The sequence below is a fragment of the Desulfofundulus sp. genome (assembly GCF_049701015.1).
Classification (GTDB): Bacteria; Bacillota; Desulfotomaculia; order Desulfotomaculales; family Desulfovirgulaceae; genus Desulfofundulus.
In genome coordinates this window covers 1-10,714 of sequence record NZ_JBNATZ010000073.1, presented here as the reverse complement: position 1 = coordinate 10,714, position 10,714 = coordinate 1, and the positions used below count along the sequence as shown (strand labels likewise).

At 48.6% G+C, this 10,714-nt stretch carries 13 protein-coding genes; 12 read left to right on the top strand and 1 reads right to left on the bottom strand.

Annotated features, from left to right (window positions below; genetic code table 11):
- The 11 genes from ACPLUI_RS06385 to ACPLUI_RS06335 form a co-directional block, all read left to right on the top strand.
- The coding region (locus ACPLUI_RS06385) for an ABC transporter permease subunit (RefSeq protein ID WP_424659440.1) at positions 1 to 202 on the top strand (202 nt) is incomplete at its 5' end.
- 26 nt (positions 203 to 228) lie between these two features.
- Positions 229 to 1,236, top strand: a complete 1,008-nt coding sequence (locus ACPLUI_RS06380) for a branched-chain amino acid ABC transporter permease (protein WP_424659439.1) — start codon at positions 229 to 231, stop codon at positions 1,234 to 1,236.
- Positions 1,217 to 1,990, top strand: a complete 774-nt coding sequence (locus ACPLUI_RS06375) for an ABC transporter ATP-binding protein (RefSeq protein WP_424659438.1) — start codon at positions 1,217 to 1,219, stop codon at positions 1,988 to 1,990. Before ACPLUI_RS06380 ends, ACPLUI_RS06375 begins: the two co-directional genes overlap by 20 nt.
- Positions 1,987 to 2,709 (top strand): ABC transporter ATP-binding protein, encoded by a 723-nt coding sequence (locus tag ACPLUI_RS06370; protein ID WP_424659437.1) that lies wholly within the window; start codon positions 1,987 to 1,989, stop codon positions 2,707 to 2,709. Before ACPLUI_RS06375 ends, ACPLUI_RS06370 begins: the two co-directional genes overlap by 4 nt.
- 139 nt (positions 2,710 to 2,848) lie before the next feature.
- Positions 2,849 to 3,763, top strand: coding sequence for a thioredoxin-disulfide reductase (gene trxB, locus ACPLUI_RS06365; RefSeq protein WP_424659436.1), 915 nt, complete (start codon positions 2,849 to 2,851; stop codon positions 3,761 to 3,763).
- Positions 3,764 to 4,103: 340 nt separating this feature from the next.
- On the top strand, positions 4,104 to 5,090 hold the full coding sequence (gene meaB / locus ACPLUI_RS06360) for a methylmalonyl Co-A mutase-associated GTPase MeaB (protein WP_424659435.1): 987 nt from the start codon (positions 4,104 to 4,106) through the stop codon (positions 5,088 to 5,090).
- Between the two features lie 45 nt (positions 5,091 to 5,135).
- Positions 5,136 to 5,819: a metal-dependent hydrolase gene (locus tag ACPLUI_RS06355; RefSeq protein ID WP_424659434.1), complete on the top strand. Its 684-nt coding sequence runs from the start codon at positions 5,136 to 5,138 to the stop codon at positions 5,817 to 5,819.
- Positions 5,809 to 6,075: a hypothetical protein gene (locus ACPLUI_RS06350; protein ID WP_424659433.1), complete on the top strand. Its 267-nt coding sequence runs from the start codon at positions 5,809 to 5,811 to the stop codon at positions 6,073 to 6,075. Before ACPLUI_RS06355 ends, ACPLUI_RS06350 begins: the two co-directional genes overlap by 11 nt.
- Before the next feature lie 187 nt (positions 6,076 to 6,262).
- On the top strand, positions 6,263 to 6,430 hold the full coding sequence (locus ACPLUI_RS06345; RefSeq protein ID WP_424659432.1) for a hypothetical protein: 168 nt from the start codon (positions 6,263 to 6,265) through the stop codon (positions 6,428 to 6,430).
- 99 nt (positions 6,431 to 6,529) lie between these two features.
- Positions 6,530 to 7,090, top strand: a complete 561-nt coding sequence (locus ACPLUI_RS06340; RefSeq protein WP_424659431.1) for a hypothetical protein — start codon at positions 6,530 to 6,532, stop codon at positions 7,088 to 7,090.
- Positions 7,091 to 7,103: 13 nt separating this feature from the next.
- Entirely contained in the window at positions 7,104 to 8,357 is a 1,254-nt protein-coding gene (locus ACPLUI_RS06335; protein WP_424659430.1) for a S8 family peptidase, read from the top strand.
- A 35-nt stretch (positions 8,358 to 8,392) separates the two neighbouring features.
- Here ACPLUI_RS06335 and ACPLUI_RS06330 read toward each other — a convergent pair whose 3' ends face one another.
- Complete coding sequence (locus ACPLUI_RS06330) at positions 8,393 to 8,641, bottom strand: hypothetical protein (protein ID WP_424659429.1); 249 nt, start codon at positions 8,639 to 8,641, stop codon at positions 8,393 to 8,395.
- 91 nt (positions 8,642 to 8,732) lie between these two features.
- On the opposite strand from ACPLUI_RS06330, the gene ACPLUI_RS06325 reads away from it, so the two are divergent.
- Positions 8,733 to 10,714, top strand: a 1,982-nt coding sequence (locus ACPLUI_RS06325) for an exonuclease domain-containing protein (RefSeq protein ID WP_424659428.1), incomplete at its 3' end; no start/stop codon positions are given.

Here is a 10,714-nt window from a genome sequence, read left to right as displayed (position 1 = left end):
CTTTACCGCCGCCGTACTGGGCGGAATCGGGATCATTCCGGGAGCGGTACTGGGTGCACTCATTATGGGTCAGGTGGAGACCCTGACTTCCGCCTATTTATCTTCCCAAATGCGAGATGCCATCGCCTTTGCTATCTTGATTCTAGTTCTCCTATTCCGGCCTACGGGGCTGCTGGGCCGCACGGAAACAGAAAAAGTATAACGTAATAAAAGCAGGTGAAGGGGCAGATGAAATTAAAACGCAACACATTTATTTTATTCGCAGGGGCTGCGATCTTCTTCGCCCTGGTCAAGGTCATGCAATTCAGCGGTATACTTACTCCTTACTGGCAGCTGGTGCTGGACCAGGCATTGATTATGGTCATCGGCACGCTGGGGCTCTCCATCATTTACGGCTTCACCGGGCAGTTTTCCCTGGGCCATGCAGCTTTTTACGGTTTGGGAGCTTATACAGCCGGAGCCCTGGACAAGGTGTATGGAAACGGCAATATGCTGTTTTTCTTCCTGTCTCTGTTGGCCGGAGCAGCAGTAGCAGGTCTGGTAGCATTGCTGATCGGCCTTCCCATATTAAGATTGCGCTCCGACTACCTGGGTATCGCCACACTCGGGTTTGGAATTATTGTTAGAGTAGGTATGGAAAACGGCAACAAGCTGTTCCCGGTACTGGGTGGAGCCACAGGCATGAGCGGCACACCCCAGGTCGCCCATTTTGAAGTAATCTTTATATTGACACTTATTGTAATTCTCCTGGTACGCAACTTCATCTATTCTACCTACGGTCGTGTCTGCACCTCCATACGGGAAGATGAAATTGCTGCCGATGTCATGGGTATTGATACCACCCGTTACAAGGTCATGGCTTTTGTCCTGGGCTGTGCCTTAGCAGGCCTGGCCGGAGGCATTTACGCCCACCGTTACCCCTTTTTACACCCGGCCAGCTTTGATTTCCTGAAATCCTTTGACTTCCTCCTTATTGTAGTGCTGGGCGGACTGGGAAGCATGACGGGCACTATAGTAACAGCAATGGGCTGGGTCTTCTTGCTGGAAGTTTTGCGTGTGGTTCTGGGACAAAACTTTATTGACTGGCGTGGCGTTATTTATGCCCTCATTCTAGTTGTTTCGATTATCCTCAAACCCCAGGGCCTTTTCAGCGGTAGAGAACTAGGGTTATTAATCCCTGATCAACTTAAAACGGTCACTGGAAAGGAGCACACCCATGCCGGTTCTGGAAATTAGCAATCTGTCGAAAGCATTCGGCGGCCTTAAAGCAGTAAACAATTTTAGCTTAACTCTGAATGAGGGGGAGATTGTAGGACTCATTGGCCCCAACGGTGCCGGCAAAACCACAATCTTTAATTTGATCACCGGACTTTATAAACCAACTGCTGGTACCATATCTTTTTGCGGAGAAGATATTACAGGCCTCCCGCCTTTCAAGATTTCCCAGCGGGGCATAGCGAGGACATTTCAAAATATTCGGCTCTTCAAAGGAAACACGGTGATGGACAACGTGCGGGCTGTATTCCATCCCCGCATTAAATATAATTTTTTTGACGCCCTTTTACGAACACCCCGGTATAACTCCGAAGAAACAAGAGTCACCCGGGAAACAATGGAACTGCTGGAGGCATTAAACCTGGCCCACCGGGCAAACGAAAAGGCAGCCAGCCTGGCTTACGGAGATCAACGCCGGCTGGAAATCGCCCGGGCACTAGCTACCAGCCCCAAACTACTGCTCCTGGATGAACCGGCAGCCGGAATGAATCCTGCAGAAGTGAAGCGCATGGTGAACTTAGTTCGCTACATCAAGGAGAAATTCGGACTAACGATACTACTAATTGAACACCAGATGGGCATGGTTATGAACCTTTGCGAACGGCTCGTGGTTATGGACTTCGGACAAATTATTGCCACAGGTACACCCCTGGAAATCCGGAACAACCCTGTAGTTTTAGAGGCTTACCTAGGCAAGGGGGTGACGGTTGCTTGATCCTGGAAGTAAAAGATCTTGAAGTCTATTACGGTTCTATTCGGGCATTGCAAGGGATTTCCTTTCACGTTGAGAAGGGGGAAATAGTTACCCTTATCGGAGCCAATGGCGCAGGGAAATCAACCACCCTGCGCACCATCTCAGGATTGTTAATTCCCCGCCAGGGAGAAATATATTTCCAGGGCCAAAAAATCAATCGTACCCCGGCCCACCAGATAGTGAGGATGGGGATCTCTCATGTACCGGAAGGACGGCAAATATTCCCCAACCTTACTGTCAGGGAAAACCTCTTGATGGGAGCATACACCCGTAGTAACCGGGCCGAGGTACAGGAAAGTCTGGAAGAAGTACTGAATCGTTTTCCCCGCTTGCGGGAACGGGCCAAGCAACTGGCCGGCACTCTATCGGGCGGGGAGCAGCAAATGCTGGCCATGGGTCGGGGATTAATGAGCAAGCCAACTTTGCTTCTTCTGGACGAACCGTCCATGGGCCTATCGCCCCTGCTGGTAGAAGAGATATTTGAAATTATCAAGGACATCAACCAGCAGGGAACCACTATCCTCCTGGTGGAGCAAAATGCCTATATGGCATTGCAGATAGCTCACCGGGCATATGTGCTTGAAACAGGTCGCATTGTTTTAAGCGGTACTTCAGCGGAAGTCAAGGCCAATCCACAAATACGGAGCGCTTATCTGGGCGAAGTCGACAGGGGAGCATAAAAGCAGGTGGGTTATCATCGTAGATCTCAAATGTCTTTAGATTGCTCGCAGCTGTTGTATTCACTCCTTGATTAAGGCTTTTTAAGATAAACATACTAAGTTATGCATAAAATTATTCTGTATCTTCGGAGGGTTGATGATGTACGATGTAGCCATTATCGGGGGTGGCCCGGCAGGCTTAACCGCAGGAATCTACAGTGCACGGGCAAAACTTAAAAGCCTGTTAATTGAACGGGGTATGACCGGTGGCCTGGCAGCCACAACGGAATTTATTGAAAATTATCCGGGTTTTAGCGAAGGCATTGGAGGTCCGGAACTCATGACCCGGATGGAAGCCCAGGCCAGGCGTTTCGGACTGGAAATCGTTAATTCCAATGTTGAGGCTATCAGAAAAGAAAACCTCCACTTCATCATAAACACAGAGGATACTGAGATCGTGGCCCGTACCGTGATCGTGGCTACAGGAGCGCAACCCCAGAGGTTACAGGTTAGAGGAGAAGAAACTTTTTATGGCCGGGGTGTATCCTACTGTGCTACTTGTGACGGAGCATTTTTTAAGGATAAACATGTAGCGGTCGTGGGCGGTGGAGATGCCGCAGTAGAAGAAGCTATGTTTCTCACCAAATTCGCCAGTCGGGTATTTATTATTCACCGGCGTGGTGAGTTAAGGGCGACCAGAATTCTCCAGGAGCGTGCCCGGCAAAACCCGCGCCTGCAATTTATCTGGTATAGTGTAGTAGACGAAATCATGGGCAGGGAAACTGTTTCAGGTGTACGAATTAAGGATGTACGTACCGGTCAAACCAGCGAATTGCCCGTGGAGGGAGTGTTCATTTACATCGGGTACAGCCCCAATTCTTCCCTGGTAAAAGAGCTTGTCAAGCTGGACGAACAGGGTTATATCCTTACCGACGCAAATATGCATACCAGCTGTCCAGGTCTTTTTGCCGCAGGCGACGTCCGTCAAAAGTCCCTGCGCCAGGTAGTTACTGCTGTAGCCGACGGTGCCATTGCGGCAGTCAGTGCGGAAAAGTATCTAAACCAAAACCGCTAAAAGAACCAAAAAGAAAGCTGTATCTTTTGATACAGCGGAGAAAGGGAGAGGAGATTAGGTTGTTTTCACTCTTGTGATTCTTATTTTACCCATCACTCTGGGAAGAGAAAAGTTTTACCGGCCAAAAGGTTGGATTTAGTTCCTTAGCGGATAAAATATGCGCTTACAGTTCAGTACCACCCCCCTGGTTCCCTGGTAGCCAGTTTCCTCCCGTCCAAACTGCCATTCGGCAGCCAGTGAGAACCACCTGGCCAGTGATTGCGGCATTCCAACTGCAGTGAAAAAAAATGCCTGATGCCCCGGAGGCTTTTTAACAATAATGCGAGGGGGGACAAGAAAATTGAAAGATATTGCAGTCCTTATTGAAAGATTTCGGGCCGGTGACCCCAGAGCACTGGCCCGGGTAATCAGTTTTTTGGAAAATGAAGAGCCTGTGGCTGAATACATTATGGAACAAATTTACCCCTTGACGGGCCAGGCCTATGTTGTGGGTATCACCGGCTCGCCAGGTGCAGGCAAGAGTTCCCTGGTAGACCGTCTAATCACTCTGTTACGCCAGAGAGGGGAAACTGTGGGAATTGTGGCAGTGGACCCCACCAGTCCCTTTACTGGGGGAGCCCTATTAGGCGATCGTATAAGAATGCAAAATCACGCTACTGACCGGGGCGTATTTATACGAAGTATGGGCACACGGGGAAGTCTGGGTGGACTGGCACATACTACCGGCGAAGTAGTTAAAGCTATGGATGCTTTTGGCTTCAGGTGGGTTATTGTCGAAACAGTAGGAGTGGGGCAGGCCGAACTGGATATTATGCACCTCGCAGATACCACTGTAGTGGTTCTAACCCCGGGAGCAGGGGACGCCATTCAAACAATTAAAGCAGGCATCATGGAAATAGCCGATGTCTTTGCAATTAACAAGTGCGACCTGCCAGGGGCTAACAAAATTGCTGCTGAAGTTGAAATGATGCTGGATATGCAGGGAAAGCGTTCAGACTGGCGCCCCCCGGTGGTGAAGACTTCTACCTTAGATGGACGGGGGGTATCCGAACTGCTCGCAGCCATTGAAAACCACCGGGAATTTCTATGCCAGGACAAAACCCTGCGGGAAAAACGATGGCTCCGGGCACGAAACGAAACCCTGGAACTGGCGCAATACTTTTGGCAACGTCTGCTTTCGCTAGAGTTAACTAACATTAATCCTATCCTCGAAGAAGTCGCCAACAGACGAAAGAACCCATACAGCGGCGCCAGAGAGATTGTAAAATACCTGTTTGATAAATATCACCAACACTGGCACCAATTTGAGATGGTAACCAGAAGCTGAAAATCGGGTTATAATAAATCTAAAAGAAAGGAGTGAACGTTATCAGTGAAAGTCACCTTTTTAGGTCACGCAGCTTTTCTCTTTGAGGGAGAAGCAACAGTATTAATTGATCCCTTTATTACCGGTAACCCTGTCGCAACCGTGCGGAGAGAAGACCTCCACCCGAATCTGATCCTGGTCAGCCATGGTCATGGCGATCATCTTGGTGACGCAGTTGAAATTGCTAAAAGATCAGGCGCAACGATAGTTTCAGTTTTTGAACTGGCCAGCTATTGCAGCCGTCATGGTGCACAGGCTCATGGCATGCACATTGGAGGTAGCCATCAATTTGGTCCGGTAAAAGTAAAGCTGACACCCGCATGGCACGGTAGTGGACTGGTTAACAGCGGACCGGCCGAATATCTTGGAACTCCTTGTGGTTTTGTTTTTACAATGGACGGAAAGACCATTTACCATGCTGGAGATACCGGGCTTTTTGGAGACATGGCCATGATAGGACGACTGCACCCCATTGACCTTGCCCTGCTACCTATTGGGGATAATTTTACCATGGGTCCCGAAGATGCCCTGGAAGCAGTACGCTTAATAAAGCCAAACCTGGTTATTCCAATGCATTATAATACCTGGCCCCTGATTGAACAGAATCCGCAGGACTTCAAACGGGCAGTAGAAGAACAAACACCTGCCAGAGTAATCATTCTTTCCCCGGGAGAAAGTTATGAATTCTAATCGCCAGCCGGACCCGACCTTGATGTTGACACAGGGGCAAAAGCTTCTTAAACTGTTTAACCAGACCCTGAACCAACTGAGGGTGCTCCCACCCGACCCGCAACTGGCAAATTATGCAGCCTTCCTTCACGGACAGATTTACGGCCTGGCCATTGCCCTGCATTTTCTGTTTCCGGGACCCGGTAATCTGGGGGAGAAAGCTGCTTTCATGTTAAGACCCGTTCTTACCGAACACCAATGTGAATGTGAAAGTTAAATAAGGAAGAATTACAGGGAGGCCTACCTGAATGGTAGCCTCCTCTTTTTTTATATCCTTTTTTCCTTCCCTTGAAAAAATTGTCTGATAGCGTCACATCATTTTTATTTTCCTCATAATTATAAACCAGAACGGTCTACCCGGGTATCGTTCAAAAAATTTAAAGATAGCTAAGGAGGAATTTGATATGCCCGATGTAGTGGAAAAACCGGAAGTGGGAACCAAGGCTACCAGCGTTACGGAAGTCTTTGCGGGTATTTTTATGATTCTAATCGGTCTTTTATTGATCAGGTTTGGCTTCTTCTTCGCTGGTGCTCTGGTTACCGTCGTAGGACTGGTTGTCCTGGCTTTTTAAAGCCAGCATTTTACCGGTGCCCAAGAGGAACTTTTCCTGATCAGGAGGGCTACACCACTGTAGCCCTCCAGCGATTCTTGATGAAAGGATGTGCAGGGTGTGAGCTACGAAAAACCTATCCATAAAACTCTCGATGACCTCGTTGAAAAACTTGAGAACCTACAGGCAGAGAAGAGTAATGAAATAGAAGATACGGGGAAAGTCTCTGCCAGCCTGGATCGTCTGGCAAAATTGATTGCCGATCTTGAGGTGCAACGTTCACGAGAAAATAAATTAACACAGAAGCTGGAAGTTATTATTAACCAACTGGAGCACCTGACAAGAGAACCCCTTTTCCGTTCCGAAACCTCAAAAATGGATCTGGAACTCACATTGCGTAAAATCATTGCCGGCACCAGAACATTCGGCCAGGTAATTGAAATCATCGCCAACAGTGCACAGCTTATGTTTGATTCAATCCTGAAAACCTTCAATGAATTCAAGTTAACCACCAATCAAAATAATCGCAGCAGTAAGAGCAATTCCCTGGACCTGGCCAAGGTTCTGGAACCTATGAACACCTTCCTGAGGGGATTGGCCACCAGTATGGAAAAAAAAAGTGACACCGAATCAACAGCAGGTTCGAATACCAGCCCGGGTATTAGCAGCACTCAAGCATAGGGAGATGGAGCCAATGAAGCTCTTTGCACGGCAAAAAGACATTACCAATATAGTACTTTTTAAAAAACCTGCTTTTGACGGAAAAAAGCTGCGCAGGGAATACCAGGACCTTCTCCATAAGTATGGTGCTACCCGTATTGAGCCTTTGCCTTTAGTAAATGGTGTGGTTTGCAGCCTCCCCCTGGAGTTCCAGCTACATGCTCTCAGAGAGGAGGAAGAAGTAGCTGCCCTGGAAGAAAATCTTCAGGTAAAATTGTACCCGCACGAGGTACAATCAAAAAACATCTTTTTGGAACAGGAGAGCTACCAGATTATCCCCTGGGGTATCCACCGTATCGGAGCTGACCAGCTCTGGTTCAAATATACTGGAGAAGGCATGAAAGTAGCCATTTTGGATACGGGAATTGACCTCCACCACCCCGATTTACAGGAAAATATTGCCGGGGGCGTAAATTTCGTAGAACCTCACCTCCCTCCCCAGGATGATAATGGCCATGGCAGTCATGTTAGCGGCATTATTGCAGCCGTTAAAAACAACTATGGTGTAGTAGGCGTAGCTCCCAGAGCCAGGCTTTATGCCGCAAAGGTACTCAACCACAAAGGGGAAGGTTATTTCGCTGATGTAATCAGGGGCCTCGGGTGGTGCCTGGAACAGGGTATTCAGGTAGTAAACCTGAGCTTTGGATCCAATACCCCCAGCAAGGCCCTTCACCAAGCGATTCGCCAGGTAACAGACAAGGGAATAATTGTAGTAGCTGCTGCCGGTAACGATGGCACTACTCGTTCGGTAGATTACCCCGCCGCTTATCCGGAAGTAGTAGCAGTAGGTGCAGTGGACGAGCAAAATCGCCTGGCCTCGTTCAGCAGCCAGGGGCCAGAAATTAATTTTGTCGCACCGGGGACGCGTATACTTTCCACCGGTAACGGGGGTTTATTCTGGCGTTTAAGCGGTACTTCAATGGCTACTGCTCACGTCAGCGGAGCAATAGCTTTAATATGGTCTATGGCGCCCGAGCTAAGCTCCGGTCAAATCCTGCGCTCACTTCATTCGTCAGCAGAAAAATTGCCCGATTTGACTCGCGAACAGCAGGGTTCAGGATTGGTGCGGGTGGACCTTGCCGGCAAAAAGCTGGGTCGGGGTAAAGGAGAAGAACTATACAGTTCTCCAATTAAACCAACCGGTAATCAAGTACATCGACAAGGCCACCACTTCCTGCCTGTACACTTTAGCTCTTTGTTCTGGGAGCAAGCAAAAGAAGAACGGTAAAAAAGTAGGGGGTGGCTTCCGCTACCCCCTACTTTTTATTCATATTCAAACTTTTGCTGCGGATTTATTAACTGGATTATATTGGCCAACAATTGGTTTAATGCCCTGCTATCCTGCTCACCAAGAGACTGACGTATAAATTCCATCGCATTATTGAAAAGACCCATCAAAGCTGCAGAATCAACGGTAGCTTTCAACTGTTCCAGTGTGGCCGGATCGATGTTCTGAACCAGGTTCCGCAAGGGTTCGGGGAACAGGCCCAAATCCAAAGGTGATTTTTCCATCTACTCTTCCCCTCCTTTAATTTGATACTATATATATGTAATTGAATATTTTTTTGCCCCCCGAGGACAATTCGAAAAGAGGAGAATGTTAATGGCCCCTAATCCGGTAGTAGTTTGCGACGTGGAAACTACAGGGTTGAACCCTCAACACAACGAAATCATCGAAATAGCTCTCCTCCGACTGGAAGAAGGAGAGATAACCGGACAATTTCATAGCCTCGTCCGTCCCCGACAACGGGTCCCCGTAGCTATCCAGCAACTCACGGGCTTGAGTGAGGACCTTCTAGCCACTGCCCCGTCTCTGAATGAAGTGTTACCATCAGTCCTGGATTTCCTTGGTAACAGTCCCATGATGGGTCATAACGTATCTTTTGACCGGGATTTCCTGCAAGCTACAACAGGTACTCCGATCATGGTTAAGCTTTTTGATACACGGGAATTGAGCCGGATTCTTTTGCCCAACGCCCCGGGTTTCCGACTGTCCGACCTTTGCCGGCTTCTGGGAATAGAACCAGGTTGCAGCCACCGGGCCCTGGATGACGCCCTGGCAACGGTATCCCTTTATCGCAAGCTGATCCAAAAAGCCGCAAAAATGGAAGAGCAGGTGTTGTTGTACCTTGCAAGTTTTTTAGAGCGAGCAGGGTCGTCCTGGTCAGAAGAAATTACCCGGCTGGCCTTACAATCCCGGTCGAGGAAGATTACACGACCCGTATCCTTTTTGCCCCCCGAACTCCAGGAAGTGCAGGAAGAACCAGCCAGGCCACAGACCCCTCCTCATTCCCCCGGGGAACTGGCTGCTTTACTGGAACCCGGAGGTCCTCTCGCTCTCCACCTGGAGAATTACGAATTCCGTCCTCAACAGAAACGCATGGTGGAAGCGGTTATCCAGGCCCTCGAGGAGGAAAAGTTTTTGCTTATCGAAGCAGGTACGGGAACGGGGAAAACGATAGCTTATCTGATTCCGGCCTTTTACTGGTCCCTATCCCACGGCCAGCGTGTTCTCATTGCTACGCGAACCATTAACCTGCAGGAACAGTTATGGCAAAAAGATATTCCCTTGTTGAAAGCTGCACTCGGCTGGCCGTGCCGGACAGCACTGCTTAAAGGACGTCAGAATTATCTATGCCTGCAACGCTGGCTGAACACCCTTCAGACACGTGAGTGGAATGCTGCTGAAGCTGCATTTTATGCCCGCGTACTGGTCTGGACACAGGAAACCTCAACCGGAGATAGGAGCGAACTCAGTCTCTCCAGTTGGGAACAGGAACTCTGGCAGGAATTGTGTGCCGACAGTGAAACCTGCCTGGGTTCTCGATGCCAATGGTTTGCCCGGGCCTGTTTTGTTTCCCGGGTTAGAAGCCAGGCTGAAAAAGCCAACGTAATCATCGTAAATCATTCTCTCCTCTGTTCAGATGTGCGAACAGAAAACCGCATACTTCCAGAATATGACGCTTTGATAGTGGACGAAGCACATCACCTGGAAGAAGCAGCCACTGAACAACTAGGACGAACAATTTCTGACAACATGCTTTTCCGCTGGTTAAGCAGGCTCAACCGCCTTCTGACACGTGTGAGCGAAATAGTACCATTCAGGGACGACTCTTCCTGGCGTTCCGTCGTTCACAAAGCCAGTAATACCAGCCGTATGGCCTTGCAGGGAACGGAGTTATTTTTTAATGCCTTGAAGCAACTGGTAATTAAGCAAGCTTCTACACAGAGCAACGAATATACAATCCGGCACGTCCTTCGCTTAAAACCAGGATTAGAGGGAGATATTACTGTTGAACTGCAGTCTGAACAATCAAACCTCCTATTTTACTTCAAGAGCTTGCTGGAGAATTTAAAAGGCCTTATAGACTACCTGGAGTCCAGCCAGAAAGAAGAGGCTGAGAAATTGTCCGATCTGATCCGGGACCTAACATATTATCTCAAAAATGGTGTCCAATTGGTAGCAGACATGGAATTCATTCTTCAGGGAAATCAAGAAAAAAACGTTCACTGGGTCGAAGTCTATGAAGCAGGGGACAGGACCGGCTGCACTCTGCGATGTGTACCAGTTCAGGTAAATAAAAT